The following is a 21,472-nucleotide window of genomic DNA, read 5'->3' on the forward strand; positions in this document are numbered from 1 at the left end:
CCGTTCACTGCCTGAATAGGCAGATGATTCAGGTCTTGACTATCCACCAATTGCCCGTTACCGGAAGCATCAATAATTTGACGAAGGTATTCCTGGTTTGCTGGATCATGAAAAAAAATACTAAAATGAATAGGCATCGCTGTTTTCGATCCTAATGACGAGCAGGTCTTTGGGTCGACTCTTCAAAACTCTACGGGTGAGCGTTGTAGACCTCGGATCACATCTACCGTTCGACGAGGTAGAGCAACTGGGGGAACCGTTTTGTTTGCCTTTGACGGTAAACCAAGGAGCGTTGCAGTATCCACCCCCGTGGTTCGCACCAGTTTTTGATCCCCTCGGCCGCGCAGCACCAGGGAGATGTGTTGTTCCTGAGCGGCCAAGGCCAGGCGTTCTCCCTCTTCCGGGCTGACTTCCAGGGTCACTGTGCGCACTATCAGAGGTTTATCGCCTGGGCGAGACTCCATCCTTTGATCTGCGCCCAAGACTTTCAGATTCTGGAAGAGTATCTTGGAGATGGGGTCTTTATCGTATTCACCTTTATCCACAGTTACCATCACGTCCACCCGGTCTCCAATTACGGGGAACCCAGCCACCCCGGAGACTTCGTCCACTTTTACGGTCATGGCCCGTTGGTCGGGGCTCAGCAGTGCAGAGAGGCCCGGAATCGTTCCTCTAGGAGTAAGTTTGTTTTCCGTAACGAGTTCGCCAGGCGACAAAGATGTGGCGGTAACTCGTCCCAACAACTCTTGTATGTTCCCAAAGGAGCCTTGCGGGGGGTTTTCTTGGTGCCAGACTTCCGTCTTGAGTTGCGCCGCATTCAGGGAACTGGCCGGGTCTACCTGAGTTGTGGCCACCACCACAAGACTGGTTTTTTCTTTAACGACGGGAACGGCAGGCTCTCGCTTCACCAATACAAAAAACACGTAGGTGGCTAGGCTGGCGCAAATAAAAGCCACGAGCAACCATATCCAACCAGGGAGTTGACGCATTATGCTTTACTCCTTGTATAGGGTCGCGATTCTTCCATCCACATTTCGATCTCAGAAGTTCCGCCATTTCTGGCAGCAATTTATCTTCTCAAAGACGCTGCATCCCGGCTCAGCCAGCAAGAGTTCCACTATGCTAAATAGCCACAAATGACATTGAGGACTTGGAGACCCTCTCCTATAACACTGTCCACTACCAACACATTTCTAAAACCATGAGAAAGATTAATAAGGCATTTCAATGACAGGGGCATCGCCCTCACCCTGGATGAAAATCATGGGTTTATTGCGTGATTTAAGGTATTTTCTCGTTTATCTCCATGGTTCAGCAAAAGAGATGCCACCTGAATGCTACCACCTCTTTAGTGCCCTGGATTGGGTTATACTCTACCCAATATATTATTAAACCAAAACCTTCCCGCCGGCCACCTTTTCTTTAAACCCGGGAAGTTTAATTTCCAAGGAAGAGAGGGCCGCAGCCTTGAGGCCGCGGCCCAAATTCCGGAAACGTAACAAAAGGCTTACGTCCCTAAAGCGGTCGTCGCTTTTGAGAAAGTGCTGGCGACCTTCGTGCCCAGAGCAGTCACAGCCGCCACAATAGCTACCGCGATCAAGCCCACCAACAGGGCGTACTCGATGGCAGAGGCGCCTTCTTCATCCCGGAGGAAAGTCATGGTTTTCTGGAAATAGGTTTGCATTTTGGTTCTCCTTTCCTTTAAGTGATGGGAAAAAAACTCAATTACGTAATTTTTTGCCTGTGTCGTCTTCGGACGGTCCTTTTGCTCCTCACCTCCTGTTTCTGGCCAGTATGGTTCCATAACTACCATTTGGCCTAACCCTTCGCTTCGGCAGTCCCGCTTCCCTGGCCCCAGGCTGTAGGTCGGAGACTTTACGTCCTCACCTTTCGGTGGAGTTTGCCTTTTTCGGTGGCGTGGAAATCTCTGATATGTGTATCGGCATCATCATTTGAAACTTTAAGAATCTTTTAGGAAAGCTGTAAAATCCCGGCGCCGGCTTCATTGCGCGCCACTCTTGGCTGGTCATCCCAAAAGGCGGCGTCAAAAAAGACGGGGATAAGGCTATGTTGGTCAGAACAGATGCTTGGGGCCGGAAGAATTGACCTTAAGATTTAAGTTATGGCCGGAGTGGTCGAATAACATAGTTAGTGGAGGATTCAATGGACCAGACCAGGCTCGATGTCAACTCCTCATTCTCACCGGTAGAGAGCAGGAAGGGGGCGAACAGTACCAATTTGCCCCAGTCATTAGAGGAATTGGGCTTGCCGCCGATCTTTTTGGCCCAGCTGGCCTTGAAGCACTGTTTCTTTTTGGACGTTTTTATCCTGGGAGATCTGGTGGAACGACTGAAGGTGTCCGCCAGTATCATCTCGAAGGTGCTGGATTACCTGAAAAAAGAAAAATATGTGGAGATGCGGGGCCCCGACCCCTTAAGCCCGGTGGTTAGTGCGCTGAGTCTGGCTCACCGGCATACTCTGACCGAAGGTGGGAAAAAGCGGGCTGGCCAGTTATTGGAATATGATGCCTACACCGGTCCGGTGCCGGTAACGTTGGAAGAATACTGGCGCCAGGTCAATCAACAAAGCATCAGGCAGGTGGAGGTCACCCCAGGTCATCTCCAGCGGTCCTTCCAGGGGTTGGTACTGGCTCCCGAGATTATAGACCAATTGGGAGTGGCTGCCGTAAGCGGTAACCCCTTGTTTCTCTATGGTCCTTCCGGTAACGGTAAAACTGTCATCTCCCTCCAGTTAGGCAAGATTTGGGATGACAATATCTTGGTCCCTTATGCCATCTATGTAGCTGGCCAGGTGATTCAGGTGTGGGATGAAATGATCCACTCCCCCGTCCAGAAGGAAGTCCCCGGGGCGGATAGGGAAGACCGCAGGTGGGTACGGTGCCATCGGCCGACGGTGGTTGTGGGGGGCGAACTTACCCTGGACATGCTGGATCTGGCCTATAATCCCGCCCTCAAGTATTATGAGGCTCCCTTGCAATTAAAGGCCAACAATGGCTTGTTCATTGTAGACGACTTCGGTCGCCAGCGCCTGTCACCCCAGGAATTGCTCAATCGCTGGATTATCCCCCTGGAGAATCGCCAGGATTTCCTTCACCTGCGCACCGGCCAGAAGATCGCCATTCCCTTTGATCTATTTATTGTCTTTGCCACCAATCTGGAACCTCGGACCCTGGTGGATGACGCCTTTCTGCGGCGCTTACGCTCCAAGGTTAAGGTGGAAAATGTAAATCGAGACCAGTTCGTGGAGATTTTTCGTCGCTGCTGCACTCAATACCAGATGGAGTTTGACCCGAACGTGGTCGAGTACCTGCTGGCCACGTATTATGATGGCGGCCAGCATCCCCTGACGGCCTGCCATCCCCGGGATCTGATGGAGAAGATTCTGGATTATTCCCGCTATCACCAGATTCCTCCCCGCCTGACGCCGGAACATCTGGACCGGGCCTGTCAAAGCTATTTTGTTTCTTAAGAAGGAGGACTTTTTGCGAGCGATTAAATGAGATTAAATTTTGGGTTTCGCAAAGTTTGCACTTTCGGCAAGTTAAGATGAGATAAGAGGATTCTTATCTTGGAGAACAATACATGTCATCTTTGTATCCCGTGATTATTGGTGGGGGCCCAGCCGGAATTTCTGCCGCCACCACCCTGGCAGAACGGAAGATTCCATGTTTGCTGTTAGAAAAAGATAAGCAGATGGGCGGCCTCTGTAAGACGGTGACATACAAAGGTTTCAGGTGTGATATCGGAGGACACCGATTTTTTACCAAGAACCGGGAAATCCAGACCATATGGGAAAAAACGCTAGGAGATCAATTTCTCGTGCGTCCCAGGGTGTCGCGTATCTATTACCGTGGCAAATTCTTTAACTATCCTCTGAAAGTCGCGAATGCTTTAGCCGGCCTGGGAGCAGCCGAATCCCTAAAAATTGTTATAAGCTATCTCAAGTCCCAGGTCTTTCCGACCAAACCTGAAATAAGTTTTGATGATTGGGTCTCCAACCGATTCGGCCGGGTTCTATTCAACATTTTTTTCAAAACCTATACCGAAAAAGTCTGGGGTGTTCCCTGTACGGTATTGAGCGCCGATTGGGCGGCGCAACGCATCCGCAACCTATCCTTGGGCCGCGCCCTAATCAATGCCGTAGGCCTGAAAAATAGCTCGAAGGTGGCAAGCCTTATTGATAATTTTCACTATCCCCGCTTGGGTCCCGGCCAAATGTATGAAGCCATGGCGTCGCGTCTCCACAGCAATGGCGGCGAGGTCCGCAAGGGTTTGGAAGTAGTGGAAGTCCGCCACGCTCACCATCAGGTAACTGCTCTCCTCACGCGCAATGGGGGAGGAGGGGAGTTATTAAATTGTTCTCATTGTTTTTCCAGCATGCCTATCACTGACCTGGTTCAACGCATGTCTCCTTCACCCCCTGATGAGGTCTTGAACGCGGCTCGGGCTCTTCGATATCGCTCCATTATCACGGTTAATTTGCTTTTCAAGAGAAGCGTCGCCTTGCCCGATAATTGGATCTACCTGCATAGCCCGGAGGTGACGGCGGGGCGTTTGCAGTTGTATAAGAATTGGAGTCCCGCCATGGCGCCGGCCGGCGACCATAGTTCGGTGGGCTTCGAATATTTTTGTTTTGAAGAGGATGAATTGTGGAATTTACCTGATGCCGAACTCATCGGAAAAGCCCGGCAAGATTTATCCCACTTAGGTTTTTATAATCAGGAAGATTGGCTCGATGGCTTTGTTGTGCGCTATGCCAAGGCTTATCCCATGTATGAAGACGCATACGAGAAGCATCTAGCGGTAATCAGAGGTTGGCTGTCTCAATTTTCCAATCTCTATTGCATCGGCAGATATGGTCAATTTCGCTATAACAACATGGACCATTCCATGATGACCGGCATTCTGGCGGCCCGGCGCATGCTAGGTGAGGATATTGATCCCTGGTCGGTAAATTCCGAGGGCGAATATCTTGAGGAAAAAGCCGAGAAAGCCATACCTTAAAGAAGCTTTCTGTTTAAGCCTGGCTTGCTTCCGGGGAGATTTTTCTCGGAGTCAAGGTCCGCATTTTAGCTTTGATCAGGGCGAAAAGAAAGAGCGCCATTAAAACCGGAGGGCCAATCTGTAATTTCCCGTTCAATATATTAACGCTATCCCACATCAAAGACACGGTGAAAGGCATCAGCCAGCCGCACAATAAAAGAATGAGTTCCCCCGGCAGCCTTCCTCTCACCCGGCCATCTTCCCAGAGCCAGCCAAGGGGGAGCGCCATTAAGGCGAGTTCGTGAATAAAGGCATACGGAGTGAACATAAGGAGGCTCAGGGTCAAAACCGACCCCCGTAGGGCCAGGTTGGTCTTGCTCATCCACACCCAGGCTACCCCGCCGATTACCACCAGCATCACCATGCCCTGAACCAGATAAGCGGCCTTAGCATCGAACCCTGCAGACAGAGTCGCGGCAAAAAAGGTCGGCATGATGCTCCAGGGCGCCCAACCTATTTCCAGCAGCTTCATCGGTAAAGACATTACCGTGAAATATGTATGCCATACTTCATGGCCGAATACTATGTAGCTAGCGAACATTAGCATTAAAGACGTCGCAAGCGCGGCTATTAATGTCTTCCAAAAACGACCCACCAGTAAGGCAAAGAGAACAAGCATGATAAATTGTGGTTTATAACACAGGAAACCGATTAAACATCCTGCCAATAATGGTGAACTATTCAAAAGTAATAGTCCGCTACCTAAGAAAAAACCTGACAGAAAGGCGTTTTGTCCATATATAAAATTCTCGTATATTCCTGGGAACAACAAAATTAAAGGTAAAAAAATTTTATGTGGACTGATCTTGGATAATACGATCATATATAAGAGTAACGTAACGCCAATCCATATTGAGAACGATAGAAGGTAAGGCAAAAGACCTAAAGGAAGAGCCATCAGGAGGAAAACAGGGGGATAATAAAATCCGCTCAAATGGCGATGCGCTGACCCCAAGAGTTGTAGTTCTAACTCATGCAGATCATTAATATTATAGGCGAGGGCCGGTTTTCCCGCCAGGGCAAGCTTGGAAGCCGCCCAGAAATTGGAAAAATCCGCAGCTAACGGTAGTCCAGTGGAGGTTCTGAGTGTGGAAAAATCCCACAAGGAGGAGACTAAGAGAATATAAAGTGCTAAAAAGACCCCAGCCAGGACAAGGCCTCCTATCACCGTAGCCCGCTCGCCCTCATGCCAGCTCAAAATATTTCTCCACTATGCAGTAAAGATGGTTTAAAACCTCCCATCCCAAGTTCAGTCCCAAACATATATTCCTTAATTTTGGAGCCAATTTTTCTTGCGGAGACCCATGATAGCACAGATTCCCCCCATATGTTTTCTTCTCGCCTTAAGAATTCTGGCCAACCATTGACTTACGTCATGGTTTTGCCAATCTTCATGGTTAAAATCTAATCAGTTGATGAGGCGAATTTGTTGATCCCGAATGCTAACAGGGAACCTGATTGCACCGGAAACTATTAGGATCGCAGGCGGGGACGCCTGCGCCACAAAGGAAGCAGACAAATGGCAAAAAGACAAATCATCCGGATAGATCAAGACAAGTGTGATGGCTGCGGCATGTGCGTGCCATCGTGCGCCGAAGGGGCCATTCAAATCGTGGACGGCAAGGCGCAGTTGCTGGAGGATCGGTTCTGTGACGGTTTGGGAGCCTGCCTGGGGGAGTGTCCCCAGGGAGCCCTGATCATCGAGACCCGGGATGCCGACGAGTTTGAGGGTCCGGCGCCTGGGGCCCCGCATCCGGACGCTCCGGCTCCGGCCCCGGAACCGGCGGGAGAGGTCTTCGCCTGTCCGGGCAGCCGTATGCAGCAATTTAAGCGGGAAGCTCGCGAGAAAGTCCCCGGCGCCGAAACCTCGGCGTTATCTCATTGGCCCATCAAGCTGCGTCTGGTGACGCCCAAGGCCCCCTTCCTCAAAGGGGCCAGCCTTTTGGTGGCGGCCGACTGCGCTCCCTTTGCCACCGCAGATTTCCATTCCCGCTATCTGGAGGGCAAGGCCATGGTCTGCGGCTGCCCCAAATTCGACGATGTCCCGGAGCACGTGGCCAAGCTCACCGCCATCCTGAAAGAAAACGACATCCGGGAGATTTCCATTGTCAATATGGAGGTGCCGTGCTGCTTCGGACTGGTTCAAATCGTCCGCCAGGCCCTGGAGGCCTCGGGCAAAAACCTGCCGGTGACCATCTGCACCCTGGGCACCACCGGCCAGGTCCTCCAACAGCAGAAGATCAAGGGAAAATGAGGTCGCCATGGAACAGATGAAATGCCCCGGCCAGGATACCCGCTACTGGAAGCCCGATGATATCTTTGTGGCGGAATGCCCCAAATGTGGGGCGGAAATCGAGTTCTTTAAAGATGACACCCGGCGCCGCTGCGCCTGGTGCGGGCATATGTTCTACAACCCCAAAATCGAGCTGGGCTGCGCCGAATGGTGTCAATACGCCGAAAAGTGCGTGCCGGACCTGGTGCGGGCCAAAAAAGCGGCTCAGAATTTCAGGGATTTACTCGCCGAGATGGTCAAGTCTCATCTGGAGGGAAACCAGGCGGCCTGGGACCGGACCGCCCAGGGCGTGCAATTCGCCCAAGATTTGCTCAAAGCCGAAGGGGGCGATCCCAAAGTGGTCCTGGCCGCGGTATTGCTCCATGAAGTGGAGCCGGCCAAGGCCCAGGAATTTCTGGCCGAGTTGGAAACCGAACCGGAGATCACCGAGTCCATCCTCGAATTGCTGGCCGGTCGGGGTGCAGAACGTGATCTGAACCGGCAGCTCTATCAGGATATCCTGACCCTGCTTGCCGAAGCAGCCGAAACCCCCCGGCAGTTCAGCACTCGCACGGCCCAGCGCTTGGCTGAGGCATTGCCGCATTAAGCTGCCGTCTGTCCGGCGATGCTGCGGTTTTTATGAGAATCCGAGAATAATCCGATAAGCTTTCCTAGACAATGCCGCCCAGGTCCACTTAAAAAAACCGGGCATAATTTGTAATATTTGCATTTTCGAGGTATTTAAACGAAAAACCAAAAACGTCAAACGGAAAACGGTATTAATGATGGTGGGCGCGGGCAGGGGTTTTGAAGGCTTCGATCAATCCATAAAATGGGTCGCGGTGGGCATCGAATCCATTGCCATCGGCATTATCGTGGTGGGCGCTATCACCACCACCCTCATCTTTATCTGGCGAATTATCCAAGAGGGCAGCCTCGAGGCTTGTTACCGGAGATTTCGCAGCGATTTCGGCAAAGCCGTTTTGCTGGGTTTGGAATTTCTCATTGCTTCCGATATCGTCGGCACGGTGGCGATCGGCCCGACTTTTCAAGACCTGGGGATTTTGGCCCTCTTGGTGGTCATCCGCACCTTTCTGAGTTTTTCTCTGGAACTGGAGATCACCGGTCGCTGGCCCTGGCAAAAAAGCCTCACTGATAACGGCTCAAAATGAAGTTCAATCATTGTCTGACGCTGCGTTTCCTATGAATCATGCCTTGCCTGGATATAGCGATTGCCAAAAGTTCTTTCCTTATTATCCCCTCTCCCCTTGTGGGAGAGGGCTAGGGTGAGGGGTGGATAGAAAAAACTTTTGGCAATGAGTATAATTGGTTCCGATGCAATGCAGGCATATTAACCAAGGCCTTATCTACTGAGATTGTCTTCGTTGGCAATAACTAAAATTCTCATCTGGCACCAGGGGGCCTTGGGGGATCTGCTGCTGGCCGGTCCGGCCCTGGCAGCCGTCAGCCGCCATTATCCCGGGGCTCGGATCACCGCTCTGGGCTATCCGGAGCGCTGGAGCTTGCTGGCCAAGAGCCTGCCTCTGGATGAGGTGTGGAACAGCAGCGAGGCCATGTGGGCCCCCTTGTTCGGTAATGGGGCTTTGCCCCCCGGGATTCGGGAGCGCCTGGCCCGGTTCCAGTTGGCTCTGATCTTCAGTCCCAGACCCCAAACCACCCTTCAGGACCGGATACACCGGGCCGGAATTCCATTGGTCCACTGGCTTCCCTCCTTTCCGGAAACCGGCACGGACGCGGTGGCGGCCCTCCAGGCCCGCCATCTCGCCGCGTTAGGGCTTCAGTATGTGCCCGCGCCGTTTCAACTGGTGGCAGGTGACAGTCCGGTGGATGAACCGATCGAGCTTCCCGGCCCCGGTCCCTGGCTGGCGCTGGCCCCGGGGAGTGGTCAGGCTCGCAAGAACTGGCCTCTGTCCCACTACTATGAAGTCAGCCGGACCCTGGCCTGGCAGTTTTCTCTAAAAGTAGTATGGCTGACCGGTCCGGCGGAGGAAGCTGCGCTGCCGTATCTGGAAGCCCTGGCTCAAGCCCAGTGCCATATTCTCCTGGCGAACCGCCCCCTGGCCCGGGTAGCCCGGGTTTTATCCCGCTGCCGGCTATATCTGGGCAACGATAGCGGCCTGACCCACCTGGCCGCAGCGGTGGCAGGCCCTGATGTTCTTGCCCTCTTCGGCCCCACCGATCCCCGGGTCTGGGCGCCGCTGGGGCCGCAGGTCCATGTTCTATCCGCGTCTTGTCCCCAGGCCCCGTGCGCCGAGGGCCGCACCATTCCCTGTCCGGAACCCTACTGTCTGGAAGCGCTCTTGCCGGAAACGGTCCTGGCCGCGGCGGCGCCCCTCTTATCGGCCCAAGCCCGATAGGCGGCAAGACGGGTTAAGAAATTTTGCCCCAGGGTGCTTCCTTTATTGCTTCACTCAAACCGGTTAAAATTTTTGGTCAGCCGCTTTGGGCGGGTAATGGCCTTAGTTTCCCATCGGGAAGCCCCGCGGCAGACAATTTTGTTAGCCTGACCCGTACAATAATTTGAACTAAATTCAGGCTCGCCACTTCCTCCGGTCTCAAAAGACCCTTGTCAGTAGTGGGTTAGCGGCTTTTGCCGCTGTTTGGCACTATTCCTGCATCTATCTTAAAGCAGGTTACCCCCGAAAATACCCTATACCAATTTCTCCTTTCTCCAAATGGCCGGGCCCCCCTCCCGGCCATTATATTTTTGCCCTCTTCTTAGCCGGACTCCCTCAATATGCAAAAAAAATTGGGCCGGATAGCTTGCCCCGACCCTCATATAGCGTTTGCCAAAAGTTTTTTCCGTAATTAGGAGATACTTTAACACCCTAAATCCCCCCTAACCCCCTTTGTTAAAGGGGTGAACTATAAGGAATTACTTATAAAATCCCCCTTTGAAAAAGGGGGATTTAGGGGGATTTAAAAATCAGCCAGCGGCATAAATTTAGGGCAAACGGTATAATTTACCGGTATCCGGTGCGTTCGCCGCTGACCGTCAGCTCCCGCCGCCAAAGTATGCCCGCACCGTCTTTAACTCCGATTGCCGGGCAGACAAAGTCTCCCGCAGCACACCTAGACGTGCTGCCGCCTCCCGGCCCCGCTCAATTAAGGCCGTCTCCGTTGCCAAAAGACGCGCAGTCTCCCACGCAGCCTCCCAGTTGTTGCAGATGAGCAGCAAATCGGCCCCCGCGGCCAGGGCTTCTTTGGCTCCGTGAGGTGCCGGCAGCCGGGTGGCGATGGCCCCCATCTCCAGGTCGTCGGTGATAATCACCCCCTTAAACCCCAGACGCCCCCTGAGCCGCTCCTGCAAAGCTACCGGCGAGAGCGTCGCCGGGCGCTCATCCCACTCTGGCACCTTTAGGTGCGCGGTCATCACCATGGGCACCCCCGCGGCCACCACCTGCTTGAAAGGGAGCAGGTCTACAACGCGTTCGGCATCGCCTGATTGGGCCAGAGGCAGAACTTCGTGGGAGTCCACCCCGGTGTCCCCCAGGCCCGGAAAATGTTTGGCCACCGGAATGATCCCGCCGGACATATACCCCTTAATGGCCGCGAGTGCATAGCGGGCCACGTGCTCCGGGTCCCTGCCGTAAGCCCGATCCCACAGGGGGCAGCGTGGTGAGCGCGGCACATCCAGGACCGGAGCCAGGTTAACATTGATCCCCACCAGAGACAGTTCCCGGGCCACGTGCCGGGCCAGGCGCGCCACGTCCTTGGGGGTCTTGGTCGTCCCCAACGTCCGGGCTGGCGGGATGATCGTAAAAGGCTCTTTCAGGCGCTGGACCCGCCCCCCCTCCTGATCCACCGCGATCAAAAGCGGCCGCCCTGTCGCGGCCATGGCCTCGTGTTGCAAATCCCGGTTCAACTCCCAAACCTGCTCGGGGTTCTCAATATTGCGGGCAAAGAGGATCACGCCCCCCACCTTCAGGTCCCGGATTAGTTCACGGGCCACCGCGTCCATCCGGGGGCCGGGAATTCCCACCATGAGAAGTTGCCCCCAAAACGCCGGGTGATCGGTCTTCGCCGCTTTATCAATGGCCATTTAATCTCCCCAGTTCACTTTTGTGGATGATCAGCTCGCCTAGAGGAGCTCCGCCAGATAATAAAAATTCAACTTTCGGGCTGCCGGAACCCCCAGCCCCTGTAAATGCAGGAGACAGCTATAATCCAAAGACACCAGCCCCGATGCGCCCGTGGCTGCCACAGCAGCCAGGTAGGCCTCGCCGATCTCCCGGGAAAGTTCAGGCTGCATCAGACTGAACGTCCCGCCAAAGCCGCAGCAGGTGTAATAAGGTGAAACCGTCAGCACCTCCAAACCCTTTACCGTGGACAAGACCTCCCGGGCGCACGCCAAGACCTCCAACTGCCTGGCCTTACAAGACTGGTGCAGGACCAGAGATCCCTCAAACCGGGGGCGCAAGGGGAACGGCCCCGCCTTAACCAGCCACTCGCTTAATTCCAGAACCCGGGCCGCCAGGGACTCCACGGCCCGGCGTTCCTTAAGGCCTTCGGCCAGCTCGGGGAAACAGTGCCGCACCAGATAAGTGCAGGAGGCGCTGGGGCAGACGATAGTCTCGTCTCCGGCAAAGACCCGGAGAAAATGGCGCATGAGCCTCCGGGCCGTGGCCGTATCTCCCGCGGTCCAGGCAAACTGGCCGCAGCAGGTCTGGTCCTCCGGGTATTCCCAGGGAACGTTCAGGCGATCCAGAAGTTTGGTCACCGCGTTAGCCACGCCGGGCGCACTCTGGTCCAGGAAGCAGGGTATGAAGAGCTTGATTAAACCCAATCCAACTCCTCCCATCGCTCTTTTATCACAAATGCCCTCACCGGGGGAAGGACTTGTCCTCAGGTTCCCCCGAGCCGGGGCGCTTGTGTGCCCTCGTGGTTGCGCCTCGGAACCGGCTGCCAGGAAATCCTTTCCCTTGACAGGCTTGGGGTGGTTTTTATAGAATGAAATCAAAAATTTACGAAATAATAAGTGCTTGACTCCTAAAAGGAAATCCCTTTCCCATGACCGAAGCCTCGGCTCATATTCTGGTGATCGATGATGACAAAGCCATGCGGGACGCTTGCTACCAAATCCTTTCCCGCAAAGGTTTCCAGGTGGAGTTGGCTGCCGGCGCCAAACAGGGCCTGGCGCTGCTGGAGCGCCAATCCTTCGACGCCATTCTCCTGGACCTGGTTATGCCCGACATGGACGGCCTGGAAGCCCTGAAAAAAATCCGGACCCTGGACCCCGACGTCGAAGTCATCATCATCACGGGCTACGGCACCATCCAGTCCGCGGTGGAATCCATCAAGGCCGGCGCCTTCCATTTCCTTTCCAAGCCCTTTGTGCCCGACGACCTGCGCAACCTGGTGGGCCGGGCCCTGGAGAAACGCCGCATGGACCTGGAAAACCTCTACCTGCGCCAGGAACTGCGCGCCAAAGACGAACGCAACACGCTGGTCTACGAGAGCGAACCCATGGTCCGGATCGTGGACATGGTTACCCGGGTCGCCCCCACGGACAGCACCGTGCTCATCACCGGCGAATCCGGCACCGGCAAGGGGCTGGTGGCCCGCAAGCTGCACCAGTTGAGCCAGCGCTCCCGGCGTCCCTTCATTACCGTGGATTGCGGCACTTTGGTTGAGACCCTGTTCGAAAGCGAACTCTTCGGGCACGTCAAAGGCTCCTTCACCGGGGCCGACGCCAACAAAGTCGGTAAATTCGAGTTGGCCCAAAACGGCACCCTGTTCTTTGACGAAGTCAGTAACATCGGCCTCGAGGTCCAGGCCAAGCTGCTCCGGGCGGTGGAGGAACGCAAGATTTCCAAGGTGGGCAGCCACCGGGTGATTACCGTGGATGTGCGCATCATCGCCGCCACCAACAAAGACCTTACCAAGGCCATCCGGGATGGCTCCTTTCGGGAAGACCTGTTTTACCGCCTCAACGTCGTCCTGATCAAGATGCCGCCCTTGCGGGAGCGCAAAAGCGATATTCCCATGCTGATCCAACACTTTTTAGACAAGTATAATGCCCGGCTGCGCAAAGAAATCCGCGGCATCTCGCCGGATGCCCTGGACCTGCTGACGCGCCATGACTGGCCCGGCAATGTCCGGGAGTTGGAAAATACCATGGAGCGCCTGGTGGTCTTGAGTTCCGGCCCGTATCTCGAACCCGCGGACCTGGTCTTTGCCGGTACCGTCTTAACCCCGCCTCCCGAATCCTCCGAAGGCGGGTCGCTTAAAAACCTGGAACGGGACCACATCATCCAAACCCTCCAACGCTACGACGGCCACAAAAGCGAAACCGCCCGAGCCCTGGGCATCGACCGCAAAACCCTCCGGGAGAAGTTGAAGCGGTATAACCTTGAATAAAACAACCTCTCGTTCCCAAGTTGCACTTGGGAACGAGAAGAAAATAGAATGTGATCGGCGAACATGAACTATCAAAGGCTTTTAGAACTGTTTTGGGAATTTGCAAGGTACCTTGAATCCCTGCATACACTTTATTTAGATAGCATTGCTGGTTATTCGATTCTGCATGAACGTCTTCTTGCTCATCAGCAACAAATGAAACATTTATTGGGAAATCACGAATATGCAACTGAGCAGTTCCAAGATACATGTTCGATGCTATATAAGGACTTGTGCGATAAGGATTTCACACCTGTAGCTATATGGCCGGTAATGAAACAGGGTGACATAAAGGAAAGAACAAAAGAAGACGGCAAAAATTGTTTGCTATTAGGTGCCCAATGTGTGGTTTCAGCGTACTTATACTGGGAAGAATATCTTCGAATTGAAATTGGCAAAGCTATCGGTGTTATAGGCGAAGGTGCTAAAAATGATAAGAAAACAAGAAAAATATTAAATAAGTACGTTGTCAGTGATCTATGGGGTGATATACGTCTTCTAAGAAATTCAATTATTCATAATAAAGGTGTCGCAAACTCAGAAATAGTAAAATGTAATATCTTTAAGTGGTTCAAGCCGGATAACTTCGTTGAACTGGATTATCAGAAGATGAAAGTAATATTTTTATCAATGTGCGATTTTAGAAATGAATTACATAACATGTCACTGCCGCCGTGGAAGGGCATCAAAATACCAGTCAAATAGGACTGATAACATTCTACCCTTTCACCCCTCGTTCCCAAGTTGCACTTGGGAACGCAATATTGCTCAAAGCTGTGCTTTGAGACCTTATCATCATTATGCGTAGCCGATATAAGATCAGCGAATTAAAATCCCCTCATTTCATTACCTGCACCATTGTGGCCTGGCTACCCGTCTTTACCCGCCCAAGGTATCTGGACATTATCACCGCCTCTTTAACCTTCTGGCGACAACAAAAAGGCCTGCGCCTCCACGCCTATGTCATCCTCGATAATCATCTGCACCTGATAGTCTCCGCAGATGATCTGTCCCAGGTTACCCCCTCGTTCCCAAGTTGCACTTGGGAACGGAATATTGCTCAAAGCTGTGCTTTGAGACCTTATCATCATTATGCGTAGCCGCTATAAGATCACCGAATTGGAATCCCCCCACTTCATTACCTGCACCATTGTGGCCTGGCTGCCCGTCTTTACCCGCACAAAATATCTGGACATTATCACCGCCTCTTTAACCTTCTGCCGACAACAAAAAGGCCTGCGCCTCCACGCCTATGTTATCCTCGATAATCATCTGCACTTGATAGTCTCCGCAGATAATCTGTCCCAGGTGATTCGAGACTTTAAAAGACATACCGCCAAGGAAATCCTGGCGGCCGCCAGTCAAGAAAACAAGCAATGGCTGCTCAAGCAGTTCGAATTCTTCAAAGGCGTGCATAAAGGCAAAAGCCAGCATCAAGTCTGGCAGGAGGGGGTCCACCCTCAGGCGATCATCACCGAGGATATGCTCACCCAGAAGCTGGATTATATTCACTATAATCCCGTGAGGCTTGGTTTAGTGGACCGACCCGAAGACTGGCGTTATTCCAGTGCCCGAAATTACTTGGGCCAGGATGGATTGTTGGAAATTGATTTGATTGACTAGTGGAGCAAAGCACAGCTTTGCGCCATGTTTGCGTGCCCAAGTGCAACTTGGGCACGAGGGTAATTTGAAGAATAATCTAAATTCCTTTCGCCTCACGCGACTCCAAACCCTCATCCTCCTCTACGGCGCCGGGACCATGGTGGCCCAGGTCCTGATCCTCCGGGAACTCCTGGTCCTGGCCCAGGGGCAGGAGTTGAAGCTGGCCCTGGGGCTATGGTGCTGGCTCCTCTGGGTCGGCTTGGGCAGCCTGGCGGGAGGGCGCTTCACCCCCGTCGGCGAGGGGCCGGGCCGCCTGGGCGGGCTGCTGGCGCTGTTGGGGCTGCTGCTCCCGGCCACCATCCTGGCGGGCCGAGCTCTCCCCACCCTGGCCCACCTGCCATTAGGCCAATCCCTGCCCCTGTCCACCACGTTTCTTCTCTTTTTTATCCTGCTGGCCCCCTTTGGCTCGGTCTCCGGCTACTTTTTCCCCAGCGCGGTCCAGGTCCTCACGGCCATGAACAAAAACCCCCAAGGGGCCACCGGCCGGGTGTACTATCTGGAGACCCTGGGCGCGGCCTTGGGGGTGGCGCTCTTGCAACTGCTATGCATCGGCCGCTTTGCCAACCTGAGTCTAGGGCTGGCCGTGGGGTTCCTCCTGGCCCTGGCCCCCTGGCTCCTGGCCAAGCCCCGGTCGATCACCGCCCGGGCCGCCGTAACCATCAATCTCCTGGTCCTGGCCGCGGCCCTGATCTTCGCGCCCCGGTTGGAATTGGTTAGCCGCGCCTGGCTCTGGCCCGGCCGCCAGGTCATCGCCACCGTGGACAGCCCCTATGCCCTGTTGTCGGCCCAGCGGGAGGCCGAGCAAATCAGTTTTTTTGCCAATAACCTCTGGCAGTTCACCTATCCCGATCCCCTGACCGCCGAACATCAAGTCCAGGTAGCCTTGCTGGAACACCCAAATCCCCGCCGGGTGCTCCTGCTGGGGGGCGGAGTGGCGGGCTTAAGCGCAGAGATTCTCAAGACCCCCACCATCACCCATCTGGATTATGTTGAACTGGACCCCTTCCTGGTGAACCTGGCCCAAAAGACCCTCCCCGCGGTAGCCGGCCAGAACCTGGACCGCCGGGTCCACCTCATTTACCAGGATGCCGGCCGCTTCTTGGCCACCACACCCAACCGCTATGACGTCATCCTCATGGCCTTGCCGGAGCCCAAGAGCGCCCAACTGAACCGCTTCTACACCCGGGAATTTTTCCGCACCGTGTCCCGCAAATTGTTGCCCGGCGGCGTCTTCAGCTTTGCGCTCACCGGGGCCGAAACCAGCTTAAACCCCTTGCGGGCCGCGTATCTGGCCATGGCTGATAACACCCTGAGGCAGGTCTTCCCGGACGTGGTGGCCTTTCCGGGAAGGCAGACCCGCTTCTTCGCCTCCCCCAGCCGCAACACTCTCACCACCGACCCGCAGCTCTTGGTGCAGCGGCTCAAGGACCGGCGCCTCGATTTGCAGTATGTCCGGGAATACTATCTGCTCCAGGACCTCTCGCCCTGGCGCCGCCAGTACCTCAACCAAATCCTGCGCCAGCAGCCGCTGGAAATCAATACCGACCTGAACCCCCGCTGCTACTTCTACGACCTGGTGCTGAGCACCGTCGAAGCAGGCCTGGGCATCAAAGAGCTGCTCCTGGGACTGCAAAACCTGCCGCCAGCAGCCCCCTGGGCGGCCTTGGCCCTGGCCACGGTATTGGTGGGGGCTGGAGTCCGCAGCCGCCCTGGTCTTAATGCCCTTTATCAGGTGATGGTGATGGGCCTGGGCACCATGGCCCTGGAAATCCTGGTGCTCATCTTGTACCAGATCCGGCTGGGCTCTATCTACCGGGAGTTGGGGGTGCTGGTGGCAGCCTTCATGGTCGGGATGGCCGCGGGCAGCGCCCTGGTTTCCCGCTGGTGCGACCGGTATAAAAATTGGCCGCACCTGCTGGCGGGACTGCAAGGGGGGCTGACAGTCCTGGCTGCGGGTCTGGCCCTGTGGTTAGAGTGGGGCTTCTCCCCGGGGTCCTCGAGCTGGGAGTTGCCGACTCAGGCGGGGTATGTCCTGGTCCTGGCCGCGGCGGGCTGCGGCGGCGGCGGGGTCTTCGCGCTCAGCGCCGCACTTTGGGCCAAGATCGCGCCCGATATCCGGGGCCAGGGCGGCAAGCTCTATGCCGCGGACCTGTTGGGGGCCACTTTGGGGACTCTGGGGGTCAGCCTGCTGGTGTTGCCGGTCTGGGGCATTATCCCAACCCTTGGGGTGGTGGCGTTTCTCCATGCCGGGGCAGGCCTTATGGCGCTCTTCCCGCAAAGCTCGTCAATGCTTAGCGGGTCATGACCCGGAAACAGACCGGCGATCGGTGGTGATCTGCGCTAATCTCGGTTAGGTCTGAATAACTCTCAATATAACCATACAATATAGGTACTTTTACCGATTGAACTTTGCGTGGAGAATGATAATAATAAAATACGTCATAAGGTGAAGGCCAAGGGGGGTCATCCTGGGGGATACGGGAGGCAGCAAAATGGCCATGGTCGCCTTTTATGCCGGGTTAATCGTTGGTATTTTGGTTGGCTGCTTATTAATGTCCCTCTTTTCCTTTTTCCTGGCTGGAGACGACAACGGGTTGCCTGCCCACCCGGAGATACGTCCCCAAGAAAAGCCCCTGGAGCTTTAATTAGCATCTGTTCTGGGTAGAAGCTGACCGCGCACCAGTCCTCTTGGGTGTTGTAAGCTACGGTGGCCGATGCCCGAAAGAGCGGTGATGGCGGCTCCCGCGTGGTTAGGGTAGCCGCCTCACACGCAATCGCACTCCTCCACATCCCTGCTACCCGAAATTTGAGACTGTTGCGATCCATGGGAGTCCCCGGCTCCGGTCTGCCGAGCAGGATAGTGGTACGAATAAAGGCAAAACCAGTTCAGAAAAGAGGACCAGACTTTTTCCCCGAGGACAGGACTTCACCAAATTCCGTCGCTGGGCTGGTGGGTGAAGCGTTAATATGCATTTTTTTCTTTACCTCCGGCGGGATTTTATTTATTATTTTAACTAAATAAGCTACCGGCGATCAAGCTGCCGAGACCGGCACGGACTCAGGCAAACGCCACCAAGGAGTCGAGCGGGATGAACAAGTCGCAACTCATCGAAGCTCTGGCCAAAGCTGAGAATATCACCTTGAAAAAGGCGGAAATGGTGGTCAACGCCGTTTTTGAGAACATGGCGGATGCCCTGGTGCAAAAAGAACGCATCGAAATTCGCGGCTTTGGCAGCTTTAAAGTGAAATTCTACAATGGCTATAAAGGCCGCAACCCCAAGACCGGCGACCTCATCAAGGTAGACGGCAAGAAATTGCCCTTCTTCAAGGTGGGGAAGGAATTACGGGAGCGCGTCGATCGCTGAGCCGTTTTTTGCAACCTGGCCGTGCTAGATGGGGAGCTAGCGGTGCCCTGTAGCCCGAAATCCGCTTAAGCGGGATTGAATTCCCTCTTTGAGGATCGCAGCGCTGCCGTTGATGGCTGACCAGGGGGCGGGTTGGACCCTGCGCAACAGACGCTTGTGAACCCCGTCAGGTCCGGAAGGAAGCAGCGGTAAACAAGGCGGTCTGTGTCGCGGTGGTTACTAATCCATAAACCCTCTGGCAGGTGTCCTCGGTTGTGGCGGATTCGATGGAGGGTGCACGGTCAGGCTATTTTTCTGGATATCCCCTTCAAGGCCATCCTTCCCCATACTTTCAAGTGCCTTACAGATATTCTCTCCGGCCCGTGTCCGACTGCCACCGGCCGGGCTTGCGGCCTGAAATCAAGACCCCGGCGGGGATACAGGGGTTATGGATGCCGGCATCTCCCTGACCTACTCTCCTTGGAGTTAAGATGGCCCTCATTTCCGTAATTCTGGCGCACCCGCGGCACGGCAGCTTCAATCACGCCATTGCCGCCACCGTGATGCAAACCCTGGAGGCCCAGGGGCATGAGGTCTGGTTCCATGATCTCTACCAGGAAAATTTCGATTCCATCCTCCTCGCACCGGAACTGGAGCGGGAGGCCTTTCTGTCCCCACACCTCGAGCAACATTGCCGGGAGATCGCCCAGGCCCAAGGCATCGTCATCGTCCATCCCAACTGGTGGGGCCAGCCGCCGGCCATCCTGAAGGGCTGGGTGGACCGGGTGATGCGCCCGGATGTGGCCTACCGATTCCTGGAGGGTGACACCGGCGAAGGCGTTCCGGTCGGGCTGCTTAAGGCCAAGGCTGCGCTGGTGTTTACCACCTCCAATACTCCGCCGGACCGGGAACTGGCGGTCTTCGGCGACCCCCTGGAAACCCTCTGGAAAAACTGTATCTTTGGCTTGTGCGGCGTTCCCCTGGTTTACCGCAAAAATTTCGCCGTGGTGGTCACCAGCACCGACGCCCAACGGCAGGCCTGGCTGGAGGAAATTAAGGAGATGGTCGGCCTCTTTTGCCCCACCTGATCTTAGGCTGCCCCCGCGTGCGGGGGCAGGCCCGAAGGGAAAAGAGTCCCGGCTGCAGTAGGTTCCTCCACGCCGCACTTTGCATCCTGCTCATATAATCCCTCCATTTTTCCCCATAAAACCATCTGCTTTGAGCGCATGATGCTGACATTAACAGGCATCCGGCTCCTGCAAGACCAAGCAGTTCTAGCGGCTCCAGAGGCTGGTTTTTTCGCTCAAGATGACTATCTTTAAATTGTAAAAAAAGAACAAGAGGAGGCTCACATGGTGGCAAACCGGTTTACCGAAGAGCAGGTCGCGGTGCTTAGCCCGATTGTCGACAGGCTGCTAACCATGATAGGAGCAGCCCGGAATGCTTTTAACCGCCATAGTCGCAATAGCCTGGAGGAACTGCGGTCCCCTCAGGGGAGGGAATTAAAATCGTTGATCGCCCGGAAATTAGGAGATGACCAGCCGGGTTTGATGCGAGTCCACGCCATCTTTGACCACCTGATGGTAATTAGGGACAACATCGGTGGGTGTGTGGACCCCATCGATCAGAAAATCCGGGGAGGGGTCCTATTCTCTGACAAGGCCGTGACCCAGGTTAATTTTCTCTTTGATCAGCACACCGGCATAATTCGCTCGGTGTTGGATATCTTTAAAACCGATAATGAGTTCCTGAAGAAGTTCGTCCTGGAAGAAAGCCGCAAGCTGGGGCAGGCGTGCCTAGCCTTTGCCACGGAGCACGAGGAACGCATGATCGAGGGTCTCTGCCTGCCCCAGGCGGCCCCTATTTTTCTGGCTCTTCTGGATCGCATGGGCGCCATCGCCCAACAGGAGGTTGATATCGCCACCTTTTTGGCCAGCAAGCCCTAAGGGTACTCCGGGCCAGACGTTGATGGAGCAATTAAACGCATCTGCCAAAAGTTCCTTTCCTGTATTCCCTCTCCCCTTTTTGAGGGGAGAGGGATAGGGGAGGGTGAAAGAGAAAAAAGTAATGAATATATCCGGTCAAGTTTTTTTTGACCATTAAAGCTTCAAAATCGGCAACAGATCCAGATGGTCGTGGAGGTGATAACGGGCTTTCAACCCCGGATTTTTGTAAGCCGCGAAGGGCACCCCGGCAGTGGCGGCCACTTCCTGGTCCAGGGCCGCGTCCCCGATGTAGAGGGCGGCTTCCGGCGCCAAGCGGAAGTGGGTGAGAATCTTCAGAAGGCATTCCGGGTGGGGTTTGGGACGGCTTACGTCGTAGGCCGAGATGGTCAGATCGAAATAATCAGCTATTCCCAGGGTCTTAAGCACCAGGGGCAGGCTTTTGCCCCGGTTGGTGGCAATGGCGGTGTGATACCGGGTCCGCAACTGAGCCAGCACCTCCCGAATATGGGGCGTAAGGTTCAGGAGGGCCAGAAACGGGTCGTTATTAATGGTCCTTTGATAAGCCTGGGCTTCCTCCAAAGCGGGTTGACCCTGGAAAAGATAATCAATGGCCCCCTGGGCGGTGCTGACATGCACCACCTCCAGTTGCTCCTCAATCATGGGCGGCAACCCAAAACGCCCCAGGATGTGATTGTAAAAGGCCCGGTTCGATTCCCGGGAATCAATCAACACCCCGTCGCAGTCATAAATGATGACCTGAAACAA

At 54.8% G+C, this 21,472-nt stretch carries 20 protein-coding genes, 1 other RNA gene and 1 riboswitch; of the genes, 15 read left to right on the forward strand and 6 right to left on the reverse strand.

Going from position 1 to position 21,472, the window contains the following annotated elements:
- Positions 1–182: 182 nt before the first annotated feature.
- Positions 183–989: a Flp pilus assembly protein CpaB gene (gene cpaB, locus WC600_09820; GenBank protein MFA4903031.1), complete on the reverse strand. Its 807-nt coding sequence runs from the start codon at positions 987–989 to the stop codon at positions 183–185.
- 518 nt (positions 990–1,507) lie between these two features.
- The gene (locus tag WC600_09825) at positions 1,508–1,684 is read right to left on the reverse strand and encodes a Flp family type IVb pilin (protein ID MFA4903032.1); all 177 of its coding nucleotides are present in this window, start codon (positions 1,682–1,684) and stop codon (positions 1,508–1,510) included.
- Between the two features lie 146 nt (positions 1,685–1,830).
- A riboswitch (cyclic di-GMP riboswitch) is annotated at positions 1,831–1,915 on the reverse strand.
- Between the two features lie 248 nt (positions 1,916–2,163).
- Here WC600_09825 and WC600_09830 point away from each other — a divergent pair.
- The gene (locus WC600_09830) at positions 2,164–3,489 is read left to right on the forward strand and encodes a hypothetical protein (protein ID MFA4903033.1); all 1,326 of its coding nucleotides are present in this window, start codon (positions 2,164–2,166) and stop codon (positions 3,487–3,489) included.
- A gap of 113 nt (positions 3,490–3,602) precedes the next feature.
- Positions 3,603–5,024, forward strand: coding sequence for an NAD(P)/FAD-dependent oxidoreductase (locus WC600_09835; protein MFA4903034.1), 1,422 nt, complete (start codon positions 3,603–3,605; stop codon positions 5,022–5,024).
- 13 nt (positions 5,025–5,037) lie between these two features.
- Here the strand turns inward: WC600_09835 and WC600_09840 are convergent, their stop codons facing one another.
- A complete protein-coding gene (locus WC600_09840) occupies positions 5,038–6,261 on the reverse strand; it encodes a glycosyltransferase family 87 protein (GenBank protein ID MFA4903035.1) in 1,224 nt (407 codons plus the stop codon).
- A gap of 321 nt (positions 6,262–6,582) precedes the next feature.
- Here WC600_09840 and WC600_09845 point away from each other — a divergent pair, with 321 nt between their 5' ends.
- The 4 genes from WC600_09845 to WC600_09860 all read left to right on the forward strand — a co-directional run bounded on the left by WC600_09845 (position 6,583) and on the right by WC600_09860 (position 9,713).
- On the forward strand, positions 6,583–7,317 hold the full coding sequence (locus WC600_09845) for a 4Fe-4S dicluster domain-containing protein (protein ID MFA4903036.1): 735 nt from the start codon (positions 6,583–6,585) through the stop codon (positions 7,315–7,317).
- A gap of 7 nt (positions 7,318–7,324) precedes the next feature.
- Positions 7,325–7,942: a hypothetical protein gene (locus WC600_09850; GenBank protein MFA4903037.1), complete on the forward strand. Its 618-nt coding sequence runs from the start codon at positions 7,325–7,327 to the stop codon at positions 7,940–7,942.
- A 175-nt stretch (positions 7,943–8,117) separates the two neighbouring features.
- Positions 8,118–8,507, forward strand: coding sequence for a DUF1622 domain-containing protein (locus WC600_09855; protein MFA4903038.1), 390 nt, complete (start codon positions 8,118–8,120; stop codon positions 8,505–8,507).
- A gap of 213 nt (positions 8,508–8,720) precedes the next feature.
- Positions 8,721–9,713, forward strand: coding sequence for a glycosyltransferase family 9 protein (locus WC600_09860; GenBank protein ID MFA4903039.1), 993 nt, complete (start codon positions 8,721–8,723; stop codon positions 9,711–9,713).
- 638 nt (positions 9,714–10,351) lie between these two features.
- On the opposite strand, the gene nagZ is transcribed toward WC600_09860, so the two are convergent.
- Positions 10,352–11,398 carry a beta-N-acetylhexosaminidase gene (nagZ, locus tag WC600_09865; GenBank protein ID MFA4903040.1) on the reverse strand — a complete coding sequence of 349 codons (1,047 nt, stop codon included), beginning with the start codon at positions 11,396–11,398 and terminating at the stop codon, positions 10,352–10,354.
- A 39-nt stretch (positions 11,399–11,437) separates the two neighbouring features.
- On the reverse strand, positions 11,438–12,142 hold the full coding sequence (locus WC600_09870; protein MFA4903041.1) for a (Fe-S)-binding protein: 705 nt from the start codon (positions 12,140–12,142) through the stop codon (positions 11,438–11,440).
- A 224-nt stretch (positions 12,143–12,366) separates the two neighbouring features.
- On the opposite strand from WC600_09870, the gene WC600_09875 reads away from it, so the two are divergent.
- The 9 genes from WC600_09875 to WC600_09915 all read left to right on the forward strand — a co-directional run bounded on the left by WC600_09875 (position 12,367) and on the right by WC600_09915 (position 20,707).
- Positions 12,367–13,716: a sigma-54 dependent transcriptional regulator gene (locus WC600_09875; GenBank protein ID MFA4903042.1), complete on the forward strand. Its 1,350-nt coding sequence runs from the start codon at positions 12,367–12,369 to the stop codon at positions 13,714–13,716.
- A gap of 63 nt (positions 13,717–13,779) precedes the next feature.
- Positions 13,780–14,460 carry a hypothetical protein gene (locus WC600_09880; GenBank protein ID MFA4903043.1) on the forward strand — a complete coding sequence of 227 codons (681 nt, stop codon included), beginning with the start codon at positions 13,780–13,782 and terminating at the stop codon, positions 14,458–14,460.
- 95 nt (positions 14,461–14,555) lie between these two features.
- A complete protein-coding gene (locus tag WC600_09885) occupies positions 14,556–14,855 on the forward strand; it encodes a hypothetical protein (GenBank protein ID MFA4903044.1) in 300 nt (99 codons plus the stop codon).
- Positions 14,848–15,378, forward strand: coding sequence for a transposase (locus WC600_09890; protein ID MFA4903045.1), 531 nt, complete (start codon positions 14,848–14,850; stop codon positions 15,376–15,378). The genes WC600_09885 and WC600_09890 overlap by 8 nt, the downstream gene beginning before the upstream one ends.
- Before the next feature lie 64 nt (positions 15,379–15,442).
- A complete protein-coding gene (locus WC600_09895; GenBank protein ID MFA4903046.1) occupies positions 15,443–17,722 on the forward strand; it encodes a hypothetical protein in 2,280 nt (759 codons plus the stop codon).
- Positions 17,723–18,506: 784 nt separating this feature from the next.
- Positions 18,507–18,782, forward strand: coding sequence for an HU family DNA-binding protein (locus WC600_09900; GenBank protein ID MFA4903047.1), 276 nt, complete (start codon positions 18,507–18,509; stop codon positions 18,780–18,782).
- 19 nt (positions 18,783–18,801) lie between these two features.
- An RNA gene (ffs, locus tag WC600_09905) (signal recognition particle sRNA large type) lies at positions 18,802–19,063 on the forward strand.
- Between the two features lie 189 nt (positions 19,064–19,252).
- Positions 19,253–19,849, forward strand: coding sequence for an NAD(P)H-dependent oxidoreductase (locus WC600_09910; GenBank protein MFA4903048.1), 597 nt, complete (start codon positions 19,253–19,255; stop codon positions 19,847–19,849).
- 264 nt (positions 19,850–20,113) lie between these two features.
- Positions 20,114–20,707: a hypothetical protein gene (locus WC600_09915; protein MFA4903049.1), complete on the forward strand. Its 594-nt coding sequence runs from the start codon at positions 20,114–20,116 to the stop codon at positions 20,705–20,707.
- 153 nt (positions 20,708–20,860) lie between these two features.
- Here the strand turns inward: WC600_09915 and WC600_09920 are convergent, their stop codons facing one another.
- A complete protein-coding gene (locus WC600_09920; GenBank protein MFA4903050.1) occupies positions 20,861–21,472 on the reverse strand; it encodes an HAD-IA family hydrolase in 612 nt (203 codons plus the stop codon).

It is taken from the genome of Desulfobaccales bacterium (genome assembly GCA_041648175.1).
GTDB lineage: Bacteria > Desulfobacterota > Desulfobaccia > Desulfobaccales > 0-14-0-80-60-11 > 0-14-0-80-60-11.